Annotated in this window: 21 protein-coding genes; 18 read left to right on the top strand and 3 right to left on the bottom strand. The window is 57.7% G+C overall.

The window, feature by feature from the left end:
- The first annotated feature begins 1 nt into the window (after position 1).
- From ACJ8HH_RS22150 to ACJ8HH_RS22105, 10 genes are all read left to right on the top strand, one after another.
- Entirely contained in the window at positions 2–1255 is a 1254-nt protein-coding gene (locus ACJ8HH_RS22150) for a beta-ketoacyl-[acyl-carrier-protein] synthase family protein (protein ID WP_048321910.1), read from the top strand.
- 11 nt (positions 1256–1266) lie between these two features.
- On the top strand, positions 1267–1509 hold the full coding sequence (locus tag ACJ8HH_RS22145; protein ID WP_033649480.1) for an acyl carrier protein: 243 nt from the start codon (positions 1267–1269) through the stop codon (positions 1507–1509).
- A 553-nt stretch (positions 1510–2062) separates the two neighbouring features.
- Positions 2063–2611, top strand: a complete 549-nt coding sequence (locus tag ACJ8HH_RS22140) for a tyrosine-type DNA invertase (RefSeq protein ID WP_033635795.1) — start codon at positions 2063–2065, stop codon at positions 2609–2611.
- Between the two features lie 481 nt (positions 2612–3092).
- On the top strand, positions 3093–3614 hold the full coding sequence (locus ACJ8HH_RS22135; RefSeq protein ID WP_033635794.1) for a fimbrial protein: 522 nt from the start codon (positions 3093–3095) through the stop codon (positions 3612–3614).
- Between the two features lie 97 nt (positions 3615–3711).
- Positions 3712–4389, top strand: coding sequence for a fimbrial biogenesis chaperone (locus ACJ8HH_RS22130; RefSeq protein WP_033635793.1), 678 nt, complete (start codon positions 3712–3714; stop codon positions 4387–4389).
- Positions 4390–4494: 105 nt separating this feature from the next.
- Entirely contained in the window at positions 4495–7044 is a 2550-nt protein-coding gene (locus tag ACJ8HH_RS22125; RefSeq protein ID WP_060427151.1) for a fimbria/pilus outer membrane usher protein, read from the top strand.
- Between the two features lie 10 nt (positions 7045–7054).
- Positions 7055–8113 carry a fimbrial protein gene (locus ACJ8HH_RS22120; RefSeq protein ID WP_223479863.1) on the top strand — a complete coding sequence of 353 codons (1059 nt, stop codon included), beginning with the start codon at positions 7055–7057 and terminating at the stop codon, positions 8111–8113.
- Positions 8114–8170: 57 nt separating this feature from the next.
- Positions 8171–8698: a fimbrial protein gene (locus tag ACJ8HH_RS22115; protein WP_033649482.1), complete on the top strand. Its 528-nt coding sequence runs from the start codon at positions 8171–8173 to the stop codon at positions 8696–8698.
- A 50-nt stretch (positions 8699–8748) separates the two neighbouring features.
- Entirely contained in the window at positions 8749–9444 is a 696-nt protein-coding gene (locus ACJ8HH_RS22110; protein WP_033649483.1) for a response regulator transcription factor, read from the top strand.
- A gap of 45 nt (positions 9445–9489) precedes the next feature.
- Positions 9490–10173 carry a response regulator transcription factor gene (locus tag ACJ8HH_RS22105; protein ID WP_033649484.1) on the top strand — a complete coding sequence of 228 codons (684 nt, stop codon included), beginning with the start codon at positions 9490–9492 and terminating at the stop codon, positions 10171–10173.
- A 228-nt stretch (positions 10174–10401) separates the two neighbouring features.
- Here the strand turns inward: ACJ8HH_RS22105 and ACJ8HH_RS22100 are convergent, their stop codons facing one another.
- Positions 10402–10953 carry a tyrosine-type DNA invertase gene (locus tag ACJ8HH_RS22100; RefSeq protein WP_033649485.1) on the bottom strand — a complete coding sequence of 184 codons (552 nt, stop codon included), beginning with the start codon at positions 10951–10953 and terminating at the stop codon, positions 10402–10404.
- Positions 10954–11320: 367 nt separating this feature from the next.
- Between ACJ8HH_RS22100 and ACJ8HH_RS22095 the strand changes: the two genes are divergently transcribed.
- Together ACJ8HH_RS22095 and ACJ8HH_RS22090 are read left to right on the top strand one after the other, a co-directional pair.
- Complete coding sequence (locus ACJ8HH_RS22095; RefSeq protein WP_060427150.1) at positions 11321–12973, top strand: multidrug ABC transporter permease/ATP-binding protein; 1653 nt, start codon at positions 11321–11323, stop codon at positions 12971–12973.
- 388 nt (positions 12974–13361) lie between these two features.
- A complete protein-coding gene (locus ACJ8HH_RS22090) occupies positions 13362–13475 on the top strand; it encodes a YmiA family putative membrane protein (RefSeq protein ID WP_049232362.1) in 114 nt (37 codons plus the stop codon).
- A 183-nt stretch (positions 13476–13658) separates the two neighbouring features.
- Here the strand turns inward: ACJ8HH_RS22090 and ACJ8HH_RS22085 are convergent, their stop codons facing one another.
- On the bottom strand, positions 13659–14879 hold the full coding sequence (locus tag ACJ8HH_RS22085; RefSeq protein ID WP_039567332.1) for a CynX/NimT family MFS transporter: 1221 nt from the start codon (positions 14877–14879) through the stop codon (positions 13659–13661).
- A gap of 503 nt (positions 14880–15382) precedes the next feature.
- Between ACJ8HH_RS22085 and agaR the strand changes: the two genes are divergently transcribed.
- Genes agaR through agaF form a run of 6 tightly spaced genes read left to right on the top strand, consistent with a single transcriptional unit; the run spans position 15383 to position 20063 of the window.
- Positions 15383–16156 carry a transcriptional repressor AgaR gene (gene agaR / locus ACJ8HH_RS22080; protein WP_033649488.1) on the top strand — a complete coding sequence of 258 codons (774 nt, stop codon included), beginning with the start codon at positions 15383–15385 and terminating at the stop codon, positions 16154–16156.
- Between the two features lie 23 nt (positions 16157–16179).
- Positions 16180–17463, top strand: a complete 1284-nt coding sequence (locus ACJ8HH_RS22075) for a D-tagatose-bisphosphate aldolase, class II, non-catalytic subunit (RefSeq protein WP_039567337.1) — start codon at positions 16180–16182, stop codon at positions 17461–17463.
- Position 17464: 1 nt separating this feature from the next.
- Complete coding sequence (gene agaV, locus ACJ8HH_RS22070) at positions 17465–17941, top strand: PTS N-acetylgalactosamine transporter subunit IIB (protein ID WP_019455696.1); 477 nt, start codon at positions 17465–17467, stop codon at positions 17939–17941.
- 14 nt (positions 17942–17955) lie between these two features.
- The gene (agaW, locus tag ACJ8HH_RS22065) at positions 17956–18735 is read left to right on the top strand and encodes a PTS N-acetylgalactosamine transporter subunit IIC (protein ID WP_033635784.1); all 780 of its coding nucleotides are present in this window, start codon (positions 17956–17958) and stop codon (positions 18733–18735) included.
- Entirely contained in the window at positions 18725–19618 is an 894-nt protein-coding gene (locus ACJ8HH_RS22060) for a PTS system mannose/fructose/sorbose family transporter subunit IID (protein WP_060427147.1), read from the top strand. The genes agaW and ACJ8HH_RS22060 overlap by 11 nt, the downstream gene beginning before the upstream one ends.
- 10 nt (positions 19619–19628) lie before the next feature.
- The gene (agaF, locus tag ACJ8HH_RS22055; protein WP_060388393.1) at positions 19629–20063 is read left to right on the top strand and encodes a PTS galactosamine/N-acetylgalactosamine transporter subunit IIA; all 435 of its coding nucleotides are present in this window, start codon (positions 19629–19631) and stop codon (positions 20061–20063) included.
- 36 nt (positions 20064–20099) lie between these two features.
- Here agaF and ACJ8HH_RS22050 read toward each other — a convergent pair whose 3' ends face one another.
- Positions 20100–21827: an ABC transporter ATP-binding protein/permease gene (locus ACJ8HH_RS22050; RefSeq protein WP_060452049.1), complete on the bottom strand. Its 1728-nt coding sequence runs from the start codon at positions 21825–21827 to the stop codon at positions 20100–20102.
- Positions 21828–21880: the final 53 nt, after the last annotated feature.

The raw sequence follows: 21880 nt of genomic DNA, 5'->3' as shown, positions 1-21880 counted from the left end.
CATGGAGAAAACAAGACGCGTAGTGGTTACCGGTTACGGTGCCGTCACCGCGCTGGGGGGCAACGCGCAGCAAAGCTGGCAGGCTATCATGGCCAGCCGTCTGGCCTATCGTTATCACGATAAATCGGCGGCGGGGATCCACGCGCGCTTTTTTGCTTTGCTGGAGGCCGAACCGCCGTTGGAGGGCGTTGCCGCACGGGTAAGCCGCCGCTTGCCCAGATTCGCCAGACTGGCGCTTGCCGCCGCCGCGGAGGCGATCGAAATGGCGTTTTCATCCAGTTTTGTGGGGCCCGCGCACTTTTATTCGTCGTTGGAGTGCGGAGCGATTATCGGCAGTGGCTGGGGCGGCCAGGATGAGATCATGCAAAACAATGCGGACTATCTGCAATCCGGATTGGGGCAGCTGTTTGGCTGTTTTCACGCGATGCCCAATATCGCGACCGCCATATGCGGCCAGCATTGGTTGCTACGGGGCTATCAAGGCTCGCCGGCGGCGGCCTGCGCGACCGGCGGCATCGCGATTGGCGATGCGTTTGAGGTGATACGCAGCGGCCGCGCTTCAATGATGCTGGCCGGTGCCTCGGAGTCGCTGCGCGGCAACGGCGCGATCTGGAATATGGATGCGTTGCGTTTGTTGAGCCGGGAGCAAAAGGATATCACCAAAGCCAGCTGCCCGTTTAGCCGGGAACGCAACGGTTTCGTCCTGGCGGAAGGGGCCGCCGTATTATGCCTTGAGGAACGGGAAGCGGCTTTAGCGCGCGGTGCGACGATTTTGGGCGAAATCAAAGGATACGGCAACTTTTCAGACGCTTTTGATCTTACCGCGCCGTCGAAGGATCCTCAGGCCAAGGTGAAAACCCTACGACGGGCCTTGGAGCAGGCGGGGCTCGGCAGCCATGAAATCGACTATATCAATGCGCATGGCACGTCTACGTTGCAAAACGACGTGAACGAAACCGAGGCGATCAAGGCGGCGCTGGGGTGCGATGCCTATCGCACACCGATTTCCAGCACGAAATCTTATACCGGGCACCTGCTTGGCGCATCCGGCAGCTTTGAGGCGATCGTCTGCCTGCAAGCGTTACAGCAGCAAATGATGCCGGCAACCTGCCATTTGCACGAAACCGATCCCGCATGCGATCTCGATTATATTCGCGAAGGACATCGGCATGGTCGTCTGCGTAATGTCATGAGCCTCAGTTTCGGTTTCGGCGGCGCCAATGCGGCGCTGGTATTTGGCAATCACTATGAATAACGGTAGAACGCATGGAAAAATATCATCGGTTATATGAGACGATTTGCGGCATGTTGCATGAAGCCCGAGGGCTGGAGAGAACGCTGCTGTCGGCAGACATGCCGCTACAGCAGCTTGGGCTGGACAGCCTGGATTATATGGAGCTGATGTTGTTGGTTCGGCGAGAATTCGGCATTACGCTCACTGCGGAAATGCTTATCGAGCATCCTGAATTGACCCTCGGCGAATTGTGCCACCTGATAACCCGTCAATAATTTCATCCCCCCAGGCGATCGCTTGCTAGGGTCTGGCCTGGGTTTTTCGTCTGTTGTAACGTCCATTCCATTCTTTTCGCATCCTGCTTCACTCAGTTATCGATATCCATAAATATTAATGCTTATCCGTCAGGTTAATATGGTCAGGGATGGCGTTTTTTTATTCAACCTTTGGCGATGTTATGAATGATGAGTGTTAATTATGTGGCGATATTTTTTAGGAATATTCTTTGTTTTGCCGGTTAATTTATCAATCTCACTCTACATCGCGCTTGTAAGTGATAATGCAAGCTAAAGAAAATAGCGGCAGTGCGGCCTCATTATTTATGATACGGCCGGAAAGCTGCGCAGATTATTCACGATAGCGATTCTCAGGGGCGATTGATGGCCGCGAGAATAACGGTTGTCGCGCTGTTCGCATTCGGCAAATCCGTTATACTCCGCGCTGGATGCAGGAACCTATCCATATGTCAGGGGCTGCCCTGAGTGTCCATTGTGGTGATGTAAAAGGAAAATGACAGCCACATTTTTCCTATCAAAGTAATGAGGTTGTATGTCTAATCGTAAACATCTGACGCCTTCTGAAGTGGAGAGACTGCTTGAGGTCACGCTGCATGGAAAGAATCCAGAACGCGATTATTGTTTGATTTATATGTGTTTTATTCATGGGTGCCGCGCCAGTGAAATAGGGGGATGGCGTTTGTCGGATATCGATCTGGAAGGCGGTAATATCTATGTGCATCGGTTGAAAAATGGTTTTTCCACCGTGCATCCGCTTTATCTGCGCGAAAGACAATGTTTGCGGCGCTGGTTGGATAAACGTCAGCGGCACCGCTGGGCAGATCAGGAGTGGCTGTTTCTTTCCAATCGCGGCGGCCGCCTGTCGCGTCAACGTATTTACGGGTTGATTCGCCATTACAGCAAGGTGGCTAAATTGGAGGTCAATGCGCACCCGCACATGCTGCGGCATGGCTGCGGATTTGCATTGGCGGATCGCGGTGTCGACACCCGTTTAATTCAGGATTACCTCGGGCACCGAAATATCCAGAATACGGTGATTTATACCGCCAGCAATGCGCAGCGCTTCAAGGAAATTTGGTAAGTGTGATTTAAGTTAATAACGTTAAGGAGTCACTTTGAACTAAACTGAAACATACTGTAAGGACGCGTAAAAACAATGTCAATATTCCCATGCCTTCTTTCCAGGATAAAGATAAATATCATTTAAAAACAATGTGTTGTGTTTTTTGTGCATGCCGTGTCATCCCTGGAAATCTAAGTAAAATCCTACTCAAAACCCCACGATTTTAAATCACTGCGTTATCACCTCGGTTTTTTAGTCTGATTTATCAGTTATTCATCAATTGGTTGGTTTTAAATTCCGACAAATGTCTGTTTATTGGTTTAAAAATCCAAAGGAGTCACTTTAGTTCAAAATGAATCGTTTGGGTGAATAAGCCAGAATCCATCAATCAACTTGGCTTAAGACGTTTCCCATTCATGGAACTAAATAAAAGGAATGACATTAAGGATATGTCGGAAATAAACCCATGCACATTTTGCATAATTTTAAGGAAAGTAGGATGAAAAAGAATCTGTTGGCTGTAGCTATATTGACCGCGTCCGCATTTACCACTTCTGCATTTGCCGCCGACGGCGCGCTGAATATTACTGGCACCATCACCGATCAGTCTTGCACCGTCGATGCGGATTCCAAAAACAAGCAGGTCGCTCTGGGCAAGATCGCCAAAGATGCGTTCACCCTGTCCAAAACCGCCGGTGCCAAGGCGTTCAATCTGGTGCTGAAAAATTGCCCGGCCACCGTCACCGGCGCCACCGTGCGTTTTGACGGCACTCAGGTGCAGGGGCAGTCCGGGCTGCTGCAACTGACCGGCGCCGGCACCGCCGGGGTCGCGGGCGGCATTGGCGTGCAACTGCTGGACGACGGCAGCAACGTGTTAAATATCGGCAACGATTCCCGCGTCTATACCCTGGCCGAGAACAAAGACAACGTTCTGGGCTTTGTTGCGCGCTATTTCGCTTATGACAACGTTTCCGTCGGTAGCGCCAACGCTACGGCCAACTTCACCATCGTTTATCAGTAAGGCCATGCCGTTACGGCGGCGGAACAGTTAGAAAAATGAGCCAGAGAGCGTGTTCTCTGGCTCTTATTCATCGGTGATGGAAACGGGAAGAAAGAGAATGAAAGCGGGATACTTTGTGCTGACGGCGGCGTTGCTGATGACGCTTTGGACTCCGGTACGGGCCGGTGTAGTAGTGGGGGGAACGCGCCTGATCTACGACGGCGGCAAAAAAGAGTCTGCTCTGAATATCAGTAATCCGGATGCGATGCCTTATCTGATCCAATCCTGGGTCGATGCGCAAGAAGGCGATAGCGCGAAAGCGCCTTTTATCATTACACCGCCGCTATTTCGCTTGGATGGCGGCCAAAATAACCTGCTGCGCGTGGTACGTGCGGGCGGCAATTTACCGACGGACAGAGAGTCGCTGTATTGGCTGAATGTGAAGGCGATCCCCTCGGTGGAAAAGAAAGAAAATACCCTGCAAATCGCCATCAAGACCCGTATCAAGTTGATTTACCGCCCGCAAGGGCTCACCGGCAATCTGGAGGAGGCGGCCGGTAAAGTGACGTGGCGGCGCAGTGGCGATCGTCTGCAGGTGACCAACCCTTCACCCTACTACCTCACCTTTTTCAATTTGAAGCTGAATGGCCGCGCCATTACCGGCAACACCATGGTAGCGCCGCAGGCGAGCGCCAGTTTCCCGTTGCCGACGGCGAATGGCGCAGGAGGCGGTCTGAGCTGGCAAATCATCAATGACTATGGCGGCACCGGCCAGACCTTCACCAGCACATTATAACCGGGCTGCGGTACGTGTTTTTTGCTCCGGAATAACGCTGGAGCAGGTGTTCGGCTTACCTGGCTTTTCGTCGGGCCGAGCCAATCGGGACAGGGAGTTAAAAGGATGAATAACCCGAATTGCATTGGTTTACCAGGGGCGCGATCGGTTCTTGCCGGCCTGATATCTTGCCAGGTGGCGTTGCTGAGCCCGATCGGCACGGCTTATGCGCGCGATTATTTCAACCCGGCGTTGCTGGAAATCGATAATCCGGCGCTGCGCGGCGCCGATCTCTCCGTATTTGAGGAGAACAGCAGCCAGGCGCCCGGGAACTATCGGGTCGATCTTTACCTGAACGGCGAACAGATAGACAGCCTCGACGTCGAGTTCCGGCTTATGCCAGGGGCCGGCGGTAAACAAACGCTGCAACCTTGTTTCAGTACTGAGAAATTGGCTGAATTGGGCGTGAGGGTTGCCATGTTTCCGGCGATGGTGCCTGGGGAGAGTTGCGTCAATTTGGCGCAGGCCATTCCACAAGCCTCTTCGACATTCCTGTTCAATCAGTTGAGGCTGAATTTGAGCATCCCGCAGGCGGCGCTGCGCTTGAATGCGCGCGACTACGTTTCCCCGGATAAATGGGATTCCGGCATACCGGCGCTGTTGGTCAATTACAATTTCAGCGGCGCCAATAGCCAGATGCGCGCCAGCGAACGGCAAAACAACAATAACTATTACCTCAATCTGCGCTCGGGCATCAACTGGGGCGCCTGGCGCCTGCGTAACTATTCGATCTGGAATCATTACTCCGGTGGTTCTTCTTCCTGGCGCTCAATCAATACCTACCTGCAGCGCGATATCGTTGCGTTGCAAAGCCGCCTGACCCTGGGTGACAGCACAACATCCAGCGATGTGTTCGATAGCGTGCAGTTCCGCGGCGGGCAGTTGGCCTCTGAGGACGATATCCTGCCGGACAGCATGAAAGGGTACTCGCCGGTAGTGCGCGGGATCGCACGCACGAATGCGCAAATCATAATCCGGCAAAACGGCTACGTGATTTATCAAAGCTATGTGCCGCCGGGGGCGTTTGAAATTTCCGATCTGTATCCCACGGGTGGCAGCGGCGACCTGAATGTAAACGTGCGTGAGGCAGACGGCCAGGAGCAGCATTTTGTGGTGCCGTACGCCGTGGTGCCGGTATTGCAGCGCGAAGGGCGGTTTAAATACAGCCTGACCAGCGGGAAATACCGGTCATACAGCGGCGGCGTTGATGAACGCCCGTTCAGCCAGGCAACCGGGATCTACGGTTTGCCTTGGGGGGCCACGTTGTATGGCGGCGTGCAGGCGGCCAGTAAATATCAGTCTTTGGCGCTGGGATGGGGGCAGAACATGGGGGCGGTAGGCGCGCTGTCTGCCGATGTCACCCAAGCCTGGAGCAAGCAGGAAACCCGGCCGAAGGAACAGGGGCAATCATGGCGTCTGCGTTACGGTAAAAACTTCATTGAAACCGGCACCAACTTTAGTTTGGCCAGTTACCGCTACTCTACGCGCGGCTTTTATAGCCTGCAGGAGGCGCTGGAGAGCTATGGCGGCAACAGCGCCGTCTATAGCGATCACAAGAAGAGCCGCGCCGAGCTGACGATGAGCCAAAGCCTGTGGGAGCGGGGAGGAACGCTGTCGCTCAGCCTGTTTAACGAAGACTACTGGGATAACAATCGCCGTTCGCAGTCTGTCAGCCTCAGCTACAACAACAGCTGGGAAGCGGTCAGTTACGGGCTGAATTACACGTTCAACCAGAACGGTTATGACAGTAACGGCAATCGCAGCAGTATTCGTGACCATATCGTGGCTTTCAACGTCAGCGTACCGCTCAGCAAATGGCTACCGGGCAGCTACGCCACCTACAGTATGAACGCCAGTCGCAATGGTGCCACCAGCAACAACCTTGGGTTGAGCGGTACGGCGTTGCCGGGAAACAATCTGAACTACAGCATCAGCCAGGGCTATACCGGCAGGGATGTGGGGGCGAACGGCAATATTCAGGCGGATTATAAAGGCTCTCTCGCCGAGTTGAACCTGGGGTACGGCTACGATCGCCATCGCCGGCAGGTGAACTACGGCGTGCAGGGCGGCGTTCTGGTGCACCAAAACGGCATCACGCTTTCCCAACCGCTGGGCGATACGGTGGCGCTGGTGCAAGCGCCTGGTGCTTCAGGGGTGAATGTCCTGAACCAGACCGGAGTCAGCACCGACTGGCGTGGCTATGCGGTTGTGCCTTACCTGACGCCTTACCGGCGCAACATCGTCGGATTGGACGGTGAATCTTTCGCAGAGGACGTCGACATGACGCTGAGTAGCCAAACGGTGATCCCAACTCGCGGCGCCGTGGTGCGCGCCCGCTTTAATCCGGACGTCGGTGCCCGCGTGTTGCTGACCTTGCTGACGCGCAGCGGCGCTCCGGTGCCGTTCGGCGCCACCGTCAGCACTCTCAACAGCCCCTCTGACAATGCAGCCATCGTCGGTGATGGCGGCCAGGTTTATCTGGCTGGCCTGGCGGATAGCGGGCGGTTGCGGGTTAAGTGGGGCAATGACGCGGCTCAGCAATGTCAGGCCAACTATCAATTGGCTAATCAGCCCGAGAGCGGTGGGATTCGCCTCGTTAACGGGCAGTGTTTATAAGGTGCATATGATGGCGACAGGAATATCGATTCAACGAGGGATCATCGTCGGTGGGCTATTGGCGTGCGCAACGTTGGGCGCACCACAGGTGCAGGCGGCTTTCGGGCAGTGTGTTCCTATTTCGGGGACCCATGGGTTTTCATTCCTTTTTTCCCCGGTTTTAACCGACCCGTCGCAAAACGTGGTGGGGCGGATTATTAAGAATGCTGACGGCGGCAACTGGAATTTGCCCGGTTCTTATCGGGTGAAGTGCGAATGTCAGACGCGTACGGCGTCTTATGTCACCGCCAAAATGCTGCTGAGCGAGCCGGTATTCAGCAGCGGGGGATTAACGTATTACGCGTTGAATGAATACCTGGGCGTGGCCAGCGAAGTTTTCGTTGCGGGGTATCGCAACGCGTTTATTGCCGCACCATTCACCAATGAGTCTAACTTTAAGACCGATATGGATGGTGATGACGAATCCTGTGCCAGCACGCCCTACAACAGCGGTGCTCGCGGGCGAATTCACCTGTATTTCCGCCGCCCTTTCGTTGGCGTGACCACAATCCCCAGCACCCGCCTGGTAGACACCTACGTCTCCGTGGTGAGCGGGGTGAAAAGCGATGTGCCGGTCTCCACTATCTCCATGAGCGGCACCGTCACCGTGCCGCAGAGCTGTGAAATCAGTCCGCAAACGGTCACGATCGATTTTGGCGATATCTTGACGTCGAATATTCAAACCAAGGGGGCTATGGCGTCCGGCGTCACGCCAGAAGAGAGAACGCTGACGCTGGCTTGCCGCAATATTTCCGCCGGCGTCAAGGTCAGCCTGTCATTTCGCGGTGAGGCGGACGGCAGCATGCCCGAGGCTCTGAAGACCAGCAATCGCGACATTGGCGTGATGATTAAGGATATGCAGGGCAATGTTATTCGGCCTCAGAGCGGGCGCTTGCCGATCGATAACTTCCAATATCCCAACCAGAGTGGCAGCTCACGGATCAGCGTATATCCGATCAACACCACCGGCCGACCTCCTGCCGTGGGGCAGTTCAATGCAACGGCGACCATTCAGGCAGAAATTCAATAACGGATTTTTCAACGGTAGCACGCCGGGGGCCCGGCGTTAAACGAGAAGGAGCAGATTATGGGGAAGGTTTTTAGCGGTATTGGCTGCAAATTGGCGCTGGCGGGCCTGTTTCTCCTGGCGATGCCGTCGGCGCATGCCGTATCAAAAATAGTGATTACCGGCAACATCAAAGCGGCACCCTGCGAAATCGACGGCGCGAACGGCACGGTTTCGGTCAATCTGGGGGACGATATTTCTGCCGCTGTACTGGCGACCTCCGGTGCCTTTAGCCCGTGGGTGGAGTTCCCTTTGACGCTAAAAAACTGCCCAAGCACCACCACGTCGGTCGTCGCGACCTTCAGCGGAACGGCTGCGGATGAAGGTGCCAGCTTGTACAAAAGCACCGGCAGTTCTCGCCGAGTGCAAATTGAATTGCAAAATAGCCAGGGGGCAAACCTGGGCAATGGCAAGAGTATGGCCCAGTTAGTTAATCGGGCGACGAATGAAGCCAAATTCAATTTGCGGGCGCGGGCATTCAGCGTCAATGGCGGTTCAACGCCCGGTTCGATAGAAGGGGCTCTGCAGGTCACTTTCGTCTATCAGTAGACAAAGGGCTGCCCTAGATGGAAGGTTAACGACAGATTTAAGGTGATGATATGAATATTAATTATCCCTATGGAACAACCTTGGCGGCCGGCAATGCGGCGACGGGGGCCGTGGCTATCATGGAACCTTGCCCCCTCACGGCGTTGGGGATGAGAAACCGATTGATTGAGTCCTGCGGTCTACAGCCCGACAACGTTCGACAGGTGACGAACCTGGTGGCGCTGAGAGCCTTATTCACTCAGCACACGCATCGTTTACTGGTGATGGATTTGTGCGGCAAATCAGAATTGGTATTGGACGGCTTCAGGCTGATTGCCGATGTGCGTGAAAGCTCGCCGGACACCGCGATAATTATTTGTACGGCATTGGATGAGCCCAGGCTGCTGCGGCAACTGATCGCATCCGGCATCCGCGGCCTGATGTTGAAGCAAGAGCCGGCCATTGCGTTGACTCATTGCGTCCAACAGGTCTTGGCGGGCTGCAGCAGTTTCAGCCATCGGGTGCGTCAGCGTCAATTGCATGAGGCGACAGCCGACAAGCCTCTGACGGCGAAGGAACTGGATGTGCTGACCCAGTTGTTTTCCGGCAAAAGCGTGACCAGCGTGGCGTTAACGATGTGCCGTGATATTCGCACCGTCAGCACGCATAAACGCAATGCGATGTTGAAGTTGGGATTTCACAGCGATGGGGAATTGTATCTTCAGGGGAAATGGATGGCTGCGCAAGGTTCGTCTTTTGTTCGCTAGGCAAGCGTGCGATGCCTCTGGGGTAAGCAAGCATAGGAGCAGATTATGCATTCATGGCGTCAGCAGCCGCTGAACATAGCATTAATGGACAGATGCCCATTAACGCTGGAGGGGTTGGCGAGTTTTTTAAAAACGCTGCCAACCCAGGCAAAAGTCGTCGTAAAGGAAACCAGCGTCCGCGCGGTGGCGGATAGCGTGGTCTATCAGCAGGCTGACGTGCTGATTAGCGAGATGGATGGTGAAGATGAAACGGTCGCTCAGGGCAGGGAAACGTTGCTTGCCTTGTGCACGCAGTTGCCCGAATTGCGGGTGATCGTCTATACCCGTTGCCAGAATGCAGAAGAGGTGGGGCGTCTGTTGAACCAGCCCAATATCAGCATCGTAGCCAGAGATGACGCTTTACCGCTGGTGGCGGAGTTTTTTAATCGCGTGCTGCTTGGGGAACGCGTGTTGAGCCCGCAGATAGGCGCTTTTCTGGCGCCCTCCGTTAGCGGAGAGGAGGCGGCAACGCGAAAGTTGACCCGCTGTGAGAGCGACGTCTTGGCCTTTTTGTTCAACGGAATGAGCCTGCGGCAAATCGCCGAGTTGCAACGGCGCAGCATCAAGACGATCAGCGCGCATAAATGCAGCGCCATGCGTAAACTGCAGGTGAAGAATGACAGCGAACTGTTTTCTCTGCACGCCAATATTGCGCGGCAATTGGGGGGGAAATGGTCAAAAGGCACCTAACCTTTAATGAAACGGTATGGGCTATGATTTATCGGCAGGCTTGCCGTTAAAAGCTTACCCAGCGTGGCCTATCCCTGGCGCCGATGCATGAAAAGCAGCTCGGCGTTAAAATATTGCTGAGTAGGCCGTTGATGACGTGCCGGGCTGCCTCTCCCATCTGAATATTGCATAGCACTCGATGTGTTGTTTAACGGAGGACGGGGCTGCGTAATTATTCTCGTCGTGAGGTTAAATGTTGATCGTGCGGAATCGCTCTACGTTGGTCGCGGTGTAAATCACCGTATTCTGGATGTTTTTGTGCCCTAAATAATCCTGAATCAAACGCGTATCGATCCCTTTATCCGCAAGGGCGTAACCGCAGGAATGTCGCAACATGTGAGGATGGACCTGAACGCTAATGCCGGCCATCTCGCCATACATTCTCATCAACCGATAGAGCTGCTGACGTGATATCTGCCCGCCGTGGCGCGACAGGAATAGCCATGGCGCTTCAGCGTCAGGATAGTTCGCCCGTTGGGCCAGCCAGTTTAACAGCGCCTGCCGTTCTCGCGGTTGAATGGGGTGCTGAACGGAAAACCCGTTTTTTAACCGGGATATATGGATCCTATTGGAGGTAAGGTCAATATCCTGAAGGCGCAATGCACGCAGTTCGCTAACCCGCAAGCCGTGAATAAAGCACATTAATAGTAAACAACGATCTCGAATGCTATTTTTTCCTTCATTCACAGCGGCAATCAATTGCTCAATTTCAACCTGACTAAGAAATTTCCTTTTTTTCATTTTCCCTTCCTGCGTCTTAGATGTTGGCGATTTCTATTATGATGTTTTATTAAAGCATTGGAACATAATAGGCGGCAAAGAAAATAAATAATTTCATTTGTGAATGCATGGGTTTTTATTGTTTTATTTTTCAAGTGAATGGCTTTTTGATTCATATATGTTTATTTAATTTATTTCGGGAAGCTATTTAATCAGCGAATATTGAGCGTCCTGTAAGAGCCGTATGGGAATTTTGCCCCCGTCAGATGACCACGGGGATACCGCCTCTCTCAGAACGGTGCTTGATAAACTGTGTTGAGAATTCGTCTTGATCTCATACTCACGCCGCTTACAATGCCTGCCAGATCGCGACTTCAGAGGTTTTTTCATGGAACTGCTACGGGTGGTTTATCACCAGTATCGTTGGCCATTTCTGGCTGTCATGGCGTTGACCATGGCCAGCGCCGGCTTAGGTATCGGTATCATTGCTTTTATCAATCAATACCTGATGGACGCCGGCGGCGATGCCTTGGCCGTGCTGCCGGTGTTTCTCGCCCTGTTGGCATTGTTGATAGCGGTCACCTTGGGTTCGCAATTGGCGCTGACGACATTGGGCCATTACTTCGTCTATCGCCTGCGTGGGCAGTTAGTGAAGCGCATTTTGGATACCGATATTGAACGCCTCGAACAATTGGGCAGCGCCTCATTGTTGGCCAGCCTGTCCAGCGATATCCGCAATATCACCGTCGCCTTCGTGCGCCTGCCTGAACTGGTACAAGGGGGGATTTTAACCCTGGGGGCAGCGGCCTATCTGGGGTGGCTATCGCCGAAAATGCTGGCGGTCACGGCAGTCTGGGTGGCGGTGACCGTCGTGGGCAGCGGCTGCCTGGTATCACGGGTTTATCGTCATATGGCCAGTTTGCGTGAGTCGGAAGAACGTCTCTATCATCGTTATGAGTCGGTGATTGACGGCCGCAAGGAACTGACGTTGAACCGCAAGCGGGCGCAGGCGCTGTACGAACAGGCCTATCAGCCCGATGCGCAAGCTTATCGCCACCACATCATTCGCGCCGATACCTTCCATTTGAGCGCGCTCAACTGGTCAAACATCATGATGTTGGGCGCGATTGGGCTGGTGTTCTTTATGGCCAACAGTCTGGGATGGGCGGACTCGGCGGTGGCCGCCACCTATTCACTGACGCTGCTGTTTTTGCGCACGCCATTACTGCAAGCGGTCGGAGCGTTTCCGACGCTGGTCAGCGCCGAAGTGGCCTTTAACAAGCTGAAGACGCTGCGCCTGGCCGAGTATCAACCGGCGTTTCCTGCCGCCGTTGGTCGCTCCTGGCAGACGCTGGAGCTGCGCGACGTGGTTTTTCACTATGCAGATACGGAACAGCAGCCCGGTTTTGCCGTCGGGCCGCTCAATCTGACGCTGCGGCGTGGTGAGCTGGTCTTTCTGATCGGCGGCAACGGCAGCGGCAAGTCAACGCTGGCGATGTTGTTGACCGGGTTGTACCGGCCGGTGAGCGGCCATATCGTTCTGGATGGCGTCGCACAGAGCGCAGCGGATATGCCGGACTACCGGCGGCTGTTTTCGGCGATTTTCACCGATTTTCATCAGTTCGATCGCTTGCAAGGGCCGGAAGGCGGCGAACCGGATGCGGATCTGGTCGCCATCTGGCTCGAGCGGTTGAATATGAAAAGCAAACTGCAGTTTGACGGCACCAGGGTGACCAATCCGCAACTGTCGCAGGGGCAACGCAAACGTCTGGCTTTGCTGCTGGCGGTGGCGGAACAGCGCGATATCTTGCTGTTGGATGAATGGGCCGCGGATCAGGATCCGCAATTTCGGCGCACTTTCTATCGTGAACTATTGCCGGAGCTGCGCGCGATGGGCAAAACGGTGTTTGCCATCAGCCATGACGATCACTATTTCGAACACGCCGATCGGTTGCTTGAGATGCGCTCAGGCCATTTACGTGAGCTGACCGGCAGCGAACGTGAACACGCCAGCCGGGATTCCGTCAGCAGAATCGGTTAACTCACGCCGGCCCGAGTGAGACCAAAACGGGCCGGTGCTTCTCTCCGCATGATCCCAGTACATCGCTTCATTTTCTCCCCCGTCTCCAGCGCTGCCTGTTGCCGATTTGGCTTACGGCCAGTCAAATAATTGATAGTTGAATTATTTACCAGTGGTTTAATTTCGACCTTCCAAGGTATGGCACACTGCACCTTCGTTCGCCTATCAATACAAGTTATCGCCTGCCGATAACAGTGATATCCACGGTGTCGTTCTTACTGAGGCGGTGATGCAGGCCTATGGCTGGCAGCTGTTTTTTAAATTTCCATAGGAAAAAGCCACTTTATTGATCGTTAAAATAGATCGATAATCACGGTTTGAATGGTTTAATCTATTGGTTGAGGGCGCTGTGGTGAGCAAGGATGGATCAGATATCAAACGTAGAGCATGGCTGTGTGTATTTATCGGTAGCGGGCTGTTCTGGCTGTTAACCGCCGCCGTGATTTACTGGTTACTGAGTTAGCAGGTTAAGCAGGAAGGCGATTCGTGAACAAGAAGCAGGCTAAAAACCGTGAGGGCGCTGAGCGTCGCGCACAGTCCAAAATTCCGCCGTCATGGGTGCTGAGCGATGAGCAGCGCGCCTTTATTGAAGACTTATGGCAGGATACCGACTCTGAGCCGCCGCGGCCCCCATCGCGCAGCCGCGTTAGCTGATCACGCGGCGGCGGCCGGCCAGCGCGCCGAACAGCATTTGCAAGACGGTCAGGCACAGCAGGGCGATCAACGGCAAACGCCAACCTGCCGTCAGATCGTGCAGCAGGCCGAATAGGGTAGGCCCCAGCGCCGCCAACAGATAACCGACGGATTGCGCCATACCCGACAGCAGCGTCGCCTGATGATGATGCTGGCTGCGCAATCCAAAGAACGACAGCGCCAGCACCAGCGAACTCCCCGCCCCCAGTCCGGCAAACGTCAGCCACACCAGTGAACTGGCGGGTTGCACCAACAATCCCCCGACGCCGATAAAGATCAGCAGCGAGCTGCCCAGCGCTATCGCCCGTTGATCGTGTGCGCGCGGCAAAATCACCACCATGACAAAGTTGGCGACGATGGCCACCACCTGGTAAATGAACAGCTCGAAACCTGCCTGCTGAGCTGAGGTGCCGTAGCTGGCGGCAAAGGCGCTGAACCAGCCGATGATGGTGTAGAAGGCGATCGATTGCAGCCCCATGAACATCGCCACTTGCCAACCCAGCGCGCTGCCCCAGGGAGAGCGATAGCGCTGTGGCTCTGTCGGCTGCGGCGCTTTGGCGGCGGGAGTGGCTGAGCGTCGCAGCTGCGGCAGCCACACCAGCAGCGCCAGCAACGCGGGCAACCCCCAGCACAGTAAGGAGAACCGCCAGCCGAGGTCGGCCAGGGCAGCCAGCGGCACCGCCAGGCCGGAGGCGATGGCGGCAACCAGCGACATCACCGCCGCATAGGCGGCGATCATCGCGGCGGCGCGATGCGGGAAATCTCTTTTCACCAGCGTCGGCAGCACCACGTTGGCGAAGGCGATGGCGGCGCCGATCAGGATGCTGCCCGGCCAGAGCATGGCGTCTTGCGGCAGGGAACGCAGCGCGATGCCGCAGACCAGCAGCGCGAGGGCGAGACCCAGGGTGCGCTCGATGCCGATGCGTTTCGCCAGCGCCGGAGTCAATGGCGAGAGGATGGCGAACAGGATCAGCGGCAGCGAGTTGATCAGGCCGGCGGCGGTGGCGGACAACGCCAGCTGCTGCTGGATCTGTTCCAGCAGCGGGCCGACGCTGGTCAGGGCGGCGCGCAGGTTGGCCGCGATCAGCATAATGCCGACGATCAGCAGAACGGGGCGGTGCAATCGGCGACGCGGGATCGCGGTGGACGCTGGGGGTGAAGCGGGTTGCGGCATGGGTTCCTCGCACCAGGGCATGCAGTCAATCAGTGCTGCATGGCATGATGCGTTGATTGACGTTAACGCTTACGTACCGACAAATCGACGGTATACGATCGCAAGTGTAGGGAAGATGGCGCGCGCTGACAAGGGGATGGCCCGGCGGGATGGCGGCGGTTAACCCCCACCGGCCGCAGGATAATTGCCATTATGTGATCCTGGTCACTGAGTGAACTAAAAGTCAGGGCGCGGGGCGCGCCAGGCGCCGCTTTCGCTTTCCTCGCAGCCCGCACCTCGGCGCTCCGGGCTTCTCGCCCATCCTGGCATTTCACTTTTTCTCCCTTCCGCTTTTGGGCTTTTCGATCCGTTTCGATTCGAAAGGTTTTTTGACGGTTTTTTTGCTAAAACCGGGCTGTAAGCCCGATCACAATTTCATTGCTTTCGCTTTGCTGTAATGCCTGCGCAGTAGAGCGAAAGCCATCTTCTCCCCGGCGATGCCGGAAACCTGAGGACCGCAGCTCATGCCAGTGAATACCGCAAAGCGACGTGAACACATTATCGATCTGTTATGCGAGCACGGCAGCGTGCGCGTGGAGCAGCTCAGCAAACAGTTTGCGGTATCCACGGTGACGATCCGCAACGATCTGCGCTTTCTGGAACGAAAAGGGTGTGCGCTGCGCGCTTACGGCGGCGCGATGCTCAATCAGCAATTCGCTTTCGATCGGCCGCTGCGGGACAAGGGGCGGTTGAATCGCGACGTCAAAACGCTGATCGCCAACGCGGCGGCCGGCTATGTGCGCGACGGCGATGCGCTGATCCTCGATTCCGGCTCCACCACCACGCAGATCGTGCCGTTCCTGAAGGGGCGGCGCGATCTGGTGGTGATGACCAATGCGCTGAACATTGCCTACGAGCTTTCGGGAAACGACGGGGTGGAGGTCATGGTGCTGGGGGGCAGCGTGCGCCGCAACTCTTACTCGCTCTACGGTCCGGCCGCCGAGCAGCAATTGCGTCAGTACCGCTTCGACAAGCTGTTTTTGGGCGTCGACGGGTTCGATCTGAGCGCCGGCATTACCACGCCTCACCCCGGTGAGGCGCACCTCAATCGCGTGATGTGCGAGGTGGCGCGCGAGATTATCGCGGTGGCGGATGCCAGCAAATTCGGTCGCAAGAGCTTTTGCATGATTCGCGAAGCCGGACAAATCCATCGGCTGATCACCGACAGCCGTCTTCCGGACGATTACGAGCGGGCGTTAACCGAGCTGGGCGTAGAGGTCATCATCGCCGATCGGTAGCAGGGCGCCTGCATGGGGGCTTCATGCAGCAGTTGTTACAGCTTGTCGAGCAGCACAAGGCCGGTATGCCGGTCGGGATCTTTTCCGTCTGTTCCGCCCATCCCTGGGTTCTGAAGGCCGCGCTGCGGCAGGCCAAAGCGCGCGGCACGCCGGTATTGGTGGAGGCGACGTCCAACCAGGTCAATCAGTTCGGCGGCTATACCGGCCAAACGGCGGCCCAGTTCCGCGATGCGCTGTGGCATCTGGCGGATGAGGTTGGCCTGGCGCGCGATCGCGTGTGGCTGGGCGGCGATCACCTGGGGCCCAACGCCTGGCAAGATCGCCCGGCTCAGGAGGCGATGGCGCTGGCGGAAACCTTGATCGACGATTACGTTCGCGCCGGATTTCGCAAGATTCACCTCGATTGTTCCATGTCGTGCGCCGGCGATCCCTCGCCCCTGGGGGATGCCACGGTCGCCGAGCGTGCGGCGCGCTTGTGCGCGGTGGCGGAGCGGGCCTGGATGCAGAGCGGCGGCGAAGCGCCGGTCTATGTGATTGGCACCGAAGTGCCGGTGCCGGGCGGCGCGCAGGAGGCGCTGGCGAGTCTGCAGGTCACCACGCCGCACGCGGTGGCGCAAACGCTGGAAACGCACCGTATCGCCTGGCAACAGGCCGAGCTGAACGATGCCTGGCAGAGAACCATCGCGCTGGTGGTGCAGCCGGGCGTCGAGTTCGATCACCACCGCGTCGAACGCTATCAGCCGCAGCGCGCCGACGCATTGAGCCATTTCATCGAACGCCAGCCGGGCATGATCTATGAAGCGCACTCCACGGACTATCAGCCGCCGCAGGCCTACCGCCAACTGGTGCGCGATCACTTCGCCATCCTGAAGGTGGGGCCGGCGCTGACCTTCGCGCTGCGCGAAGCGCTGTTCGCCCTCGATCGCATCGAGCGTGAATGGCTGGGGGAGCGCCAGTCGGCGCAGCTGTGCGCCACGCTGGAGCAGGTGATGCGCGAGCAGCCGCAGCAGTGGAGCCGCTACTACCACGGCACGCCGCACCAACAGTACCTCGATCGCCACTACAGCCTGAGCGATCGGGTTCGTTACTACTGGCCGCAGCCGCAGGTGCAGCAGGCGGTCGACGGGCTGCTGGACAACCTGCGCCGCAGCCCGGCGCCGCTGGCGCTGCTCAGCCAGTACCTGCCGGATCAGGCGCGGGCGCTGAACGCCGGCGAATTGAGCGCCGATCCGCAAGAGTGGGTGCTGCATAAAGTGACGCAGGTGCTCGACGATTACCACGCCGCCTGCTACCCGGAGGGCCGCTGACATGCCGAACATTTTAATGACCCGCATCGACAATCGCCTGGTGCACGGCCAGGTGGGCGTGACCTGGACCAACACCCTCGGCGCCAACCTGGTGGTGGTGGCCAACGACGAGGCCGCCGCCGATCCGGTGCAGCAGAACCTGATGGACATGGTGGTGGCGGAAGGGGTGCAGACCCGCTACTTCACGCTGCAGAAAACCATCGACGTGATCCACAAGGCGGCGGATCGGCAGAAGATTTTTCTGGTGTGCAAAACGCCGCAGGATGTGTTGACGCTGGTGCGCGGCGGGGTGCCGATCCGTTTCGTCAACGTCGGCAACATGCACTTCGCCGAGGGGAAGCGGCAGGTGCACAAAACGGTGTCGCTGGACGACGGCGACGTGGCCGCGTTTCGCGCGTTAGCGGCGCTGGGCGTGGAGTGCGAAGTGCGCCGGGTGCCGGATGAGGCGGGCGAGGCGATCGGCAAATTGCTCTTTTGAGCCAGGGGGAAAGCATGTTGACGGATGCGTTATTGATTGCGTTGTTGGCCGGGCTGGCGGGGGTGGATCTGTTCGACGGCCTGACCCACTTCCATCGGCCGGTGGTGATGGGGCCGCTGGTGGGGCTGATTTTGGGCGATGTCTACACCGGCTTGCTGGTGGGCGGCACGCTGGAGCTGGTGTGGATGGGGATGGTGCCGCTGGCGGGCGCCCAACCGCCGAACGTGGTGATCGGCGGGGTGATCGGCACCGCGTTCGCCATTCTGACCAAGGCCGACCCTAAAGTGGCGATCGGCGTGGCGGTGCCATTCTCGATTGCGGTGCAGGGCTGCATCACGCTGCTGTTTACGCTGTTCTCGCCGATGATGCACCGCTGCGATCGCATGGTGAAAGAGCTGAACTGGCGCGGCGTCGAACGGGTGAACTATCTCGGCATCGGCATCCTGTTCATTTTCTATTTCGTGGTGGCATTCCTGCCGATTTACTTCGGCGCCGATGCGGCCAGCGCCATGGTGCAGAAGGCGCCGGGTTGGCTGCTGGACGGGCTGGCGGTGGCGGGCGGCATGATGCCGGCAATCGGCTTCTCGCTGCTGATGAAGGTGATGATGAAAAAAACCTACGTGGCCTATTTTATCCTCGGCTTTATCTCGGTCACGTTCCTCAAGCTGCCGATCCTGGCGGTGGCGCTGGGCGCCCTGGCGATCGCCCTGATCGATTTCTTCAACACGCAACGCGGCGCGGCAGAGGCGACGGCCCGGCCCGCTCCGCAGGAGGACGCCGAAGATGGCATTTAACGATTCCGACGATCTGCTGACGCAAAAGGCCGAGCAACGCATGGTGCAGGCGCTGGCCACCAGCCAGGTGGAGCAGGACGACTATCTGGACAGCCAGCCCGCCGAAGCGCTGACGCGCGGCGACATCAACCGTATGGCCTGGCGTTCGCTGCTGCTGCAGGCGTCGTTCAACTATGAACGCATGCAGGCCGGCGGCTGGCTGTATCAGCTGATCCCCGGGCTGCGCAAGATCCACCGCAACCCGCAGGATCTGGCCAACTCGATGAAGATGCACATGGAATTTATCAACGTGCACCCGTTCGACGTCACCTTCCTGTCCGGCCTGGTGTTGGCGATGGAGCAGAACAAGGAGAAGATCTCCACCATTCGCGCGGTGAAAGTGGCGCTGATGGGGCCGCTCGGCGGCATCGGCGACGCGCTGTTTTGGCTGACGCTGCTGCCGATCTGCGCCGGGATAGGCGCTTCGCTGGCATTGGAGGGCAGCCTGTTCGGGCCGATCGTCTTCCTGCTGCTGTTCAACCTGTTCCACTTCGGCCTGCGCTTCGGGCTGGCGCACTACGGCTATCAGGCCGGCACCAGCGCGCTGGCGCTGTTGAAGACCCACACCCGGCGCATTTCTCACGCCGCGTCGATCGTCGGCATGACGGTGATCGGCGCGCTGGTGGCCTCGTATGTGCATCTGTCCACGCCGCTGGTGATGCATGCCGGCAAGGCCAGGGTGGCGCTGCAGACCGACGTACTGGACAAGTTGATGCCCAACTTGTTGCCACTGTGCTTCACGCTGCTCATTTTCTTCCTGATGAAGCGCGGTTTCTCGCCGGTGAAGCTGATTGGCGTCACCGTAGCGATCGGCGTGGCGGGCAAATTTATCGGCATTTTGTGAGGAGCGGGCTATGCCTGGCATTGTGATTACCGGCCACGGCGGCTTCGCCACCGGGCTGTTGCAGGCGGTGGAGCAGGTGGTGGGGCCGCAGCCGCACTGCGCGGCGGTCGATTTCCCCGAACAGATGAGCACCGCGCAGCTCAACGACGCCTTGCGCTCGGCGCTGGCGGCGGTGGCGCAGCCGGACGGCGTGGTGTTTCTCACCGACATGCTCGGCGGCTCGCCGTTTCGCAGCGCCTGCGAACTGGCGGATGCGCAGGGCGATTGCGAAGTGCTGACCGGCGTCAACATGCAGCTGGCGGCGGAAATGATGCTGGAGCGCGACGGGTTGAGCCTGGATGAGTTTCGCGAGATGGCGCTGGCGTGTGGCAAACGCGGCCTGACCAGCCTGTGGCATGAGCGCCGCCGGGTGAAATGTGAAGACGTGCCGGCCGACGGCATCTGAACGAACACCGGGCGCCGCCGCGCCCGGCTCTGCGGGTTATGCCGGCAGCGGGCTCAGCGCCAGGCGCGCCGGTTGATCTTCGCTGCGGCTGAAGCGCCAGCAGGTCTGGTGGTACTTCGCCACGCTGTTGCGGTGCGCCACGCTGATCAGCGTCACGTCCGGCAGTTCATCCACCAGCAGGCAGTACATCAACTGTTCGGTTTCGTCGTCCAGCGCGCTGGTGGCTTCGTCGAGGAACAGGATGCTCGGGCGAATCAACAGGGCGCGGGCGAACGCCAGCCGCTGTTGCTCGCCCGGCGACAGGCGATGGCTCCAGTTGGCGGAGGTATCCAGCCAGCGCTGCAGGTGTTTCAGGCGGCAGTTTTCCAGCACCCGCATCAGCTGCGGATCGCTGTATTCCGACGCCAGGCTCGGGTAGCTCAACGCTTCGCGCAGCGTGCCGATCGGAATGTAGCTGCGCTGCGGCAGGAACAACGTGTTGGCATTGGCCGCTACCCCGATGGCGCCCGCGCCGTAAGGCCAGATACCGGCGATGGCCCGCAGCAGCGTCGACTTGCCGCAGCCGGAAGGGCCGACGATCAGCAGGCGATCGCCGCGTTGCAGCGTCAGCTCGGCGCCGGCCAGCAGCGGCTGGCCGTCAGGTAAGTGCAGGCTGAGGTTGCTCAGCGTCAACGGATGGGCGGTCTCTTCCCGCAGCTGAATGCCGCGCGGCTGATGATGCACCTGATCGACGGCGGCGTTGAAGCCGGCCAGACGGTTGACGCAGGCTTTCCAGGTCGCCAAATCGTTAAATGCGTCGATGAACCACGACAGCGCACCCTGTACCTGGCCGAAGGCCGAGGCGATCTGCATCAGGCCGCCCATCTGAATGGCGCCGGAGAAGTAGCGCGGCGCCGCCACCAGCAGGGGAAACACGATGGCGAACTGGCCGTAGAAGTTGGTGGCGATGTTCAGCCGCCGGGTGATGCGCATAATCGCCCACCAGTTGCTGCGAATGGTGTCAAAACGATCGCCCAGCTGCTGCGCCTCGCGCGGTTCGCCGTGGTACAGCGCGATGGCGTCGTTGTTTTCGCGGATGCGGATCAGGCCGAAACGGAAGTTTGCCTCATACCGTTCCTGGTTGAAGCCCAGCATGACCAGAGGTTTGCCGACCCACCAGATCAGCAGCGATCCCAGCACCGCATACAGCAGCGCGAACCACACCATATAACCGGGCAAGGTGATGGCATGCTGGCCGAGCGCGAAGGTCATTGGCCCGCTGACGTGCCATAGGATGTCGATAAAGGAAAACAGCGTCACCAGGCTGGAGAGCAGCCCGAGCGACAGCGACAGGGTATATTGGGTCAATACGTTGAGATCTTCGGCAATACGCTGATCGGGGTTATCGACGATCTGCTGCTGCTCGGTGTGGTAATACGCCTGGTGCGCCAGCCATTTTTCCATGAACTTTTCCGTCATCCAGCGCCGCCAGCGCATCTGCAGCCCCTGAGTCAGGTAGATCTTGTAGACCGCCAGCACGATGAAGATCAGCGCCAGATAGGTAAAACGCCACAGCTGCGCCTTGAATACCGGGTAGTTCTTGTTCTGCAGCGCATCGTAGAACACCTGATTCCACTGGTTGATCTGCACGCTGATATAGACCAGGCCGAGCGACAGGACGACGATGGCGATCAGCATCATCCAGGCGCGCCATCGCTCCTCCGACACCCAAAAGGGTTTGATCAGCTGCCACACGGCGTGTTTCTGCAAGGGGGTTGCGTTCATAACGGCTCGATAATTGCGGTATTTCGTTCAGCATGGGCTGCGGGACGGTAACA

The organism is Serratia sp. CY32780 (genome assembly GCF_052169135.1).
GTDB lineage: Bacteria > Pseudomonadota > Gammaproteobacteria > Enterobacterales > Enterobacteriaceae > Serratia > Serratia sarumanii.
Note: the sequence above shows the minus strand (reverse complement) of the source record. Positions and strands in the feature narration are given on the sequence as shown.